This is a genomic window from Croceitalea marina (assembly GCF_042684265.1).
In the GTDB taxonomy this organism is placed as follows: domain Bacteria; phylum Bacteroidota; class Bacteroidia; order Flavobacteriales; family Flavobacteriaceae; genus Croceitalea; species Croceitalea marina.
Genome location: NZ_JBHULB010000036.1, coordinates 1 through 1194 on the forward strand (window position 1 = coordinate 1; position 1194 = coordinate 1194).

Below are 1194 nucleotides of genomic sequence, written 5' to 3' on the forward strand. Positions count from 1 at the left end.
AATTGGTCGAACTCTCAAAACTTAACCAGAAAGTATCGCTCGAAAAAATAGGGGACCAGGTAGGTAAATAAATCTAAAGCAAAACCATCAGGGGAGTCATAAATTAATTCCCCCTGATGCTTCTTGACATTGGGTATTGATAACAACTCCGTTTGTCTTGCCTAATATAAAATCCAGCTGGTTTTAAAAGGTTTTCATTAACTGTTTTAGCATAACATTAAGACATTGTTTATGGCGAAAATCTTATCTTATAAATTCAAAACCACTCTCCTATGGGTAAAATTAAAATAATCACCGTTCTCATTTTTTTTAGTCTTTTAAATTCTTTCGCTCAAAAACAGCTCACGGCAGATGCCATGGTCTTTGATAGATATGAACAGGAGCCCATTGCTTATGCCAACATTGGTTTTAAAGGAAAAGATTGGGGCGGTATAGCCGATAAGGACGGATACTTTAAAATTGACCTGCTGAACCAATACATAAAAGAAACGGATACTTTGGTAATATCGTCTACAGGCTATTATGATTGGGCAATACCTGCAACCAAATTAGAGACCTATTTTAACAAGCAAGAAATTGTACTGTTAACGCCGTTAAGCAAGCAAAAAACTGCGATTAACAATGAAAACAACACGAATAAAAAAACTTTGGGCGGAACTACCAAGAACCTATACGCCAGTGTTCCGTTGACTAAAGTGTTACTATTTGGCAGTGAGCTGGCCTCTAAGATTGAAGTTCCATATGAAAAGTCCACTTTGGAAAAAGTGTATTTTGAAGTTTCTGAAAATTCAACGGACAGCGTTCAGTTAAGACTGAATATATATGATATAAATGATGGTATGCCCAATAAACCGTTATTGACAAAGCCCATTAATCACTGGGTTTCGATGGCTCAAGGAAAAGATTCCATAGATTTATCAAAAGACCTAATAAACGTAGATGGTGATATCGTAGTCAGCCTACAACTTATAGAGGTAAAAGGGGATTCCCCAGAAATAGAACTGGCGATGTCCAATGATGGCGGCGCGGTCTTTAGCAGATTCAATGGCCAATCTAACTGGGTCACATACCCGGCCATGGGTATGGCCTATTCGGTAGAGGTAGGTTATCGTGAAAATTTTCCCGATTCGTTTGCAACAAAAACTACCACTAAAGAAGAAGTTAAGGGCAACTATCAAAAAAGTTTAAAAAAAC

1 protein-coding gene is annotated in these 1194 nt (G+C 37.4%); it reads left to right on the forward strand.

Going from position 1 to position 1194, the window contains the following annotated elements; translation table 11 throughout:
- Nucleotides 1–272: 272 nt before the first annotated feature.
- Nucleotides 273–1194: carboxypeptidase-like regulatory domain-containing protein (locus tag ACFSQJ_RS14210; RefSeq protein ID WP_377767637.1), on the forward strand; the 922-nt coding region annotated here is incomplete at its 3' end.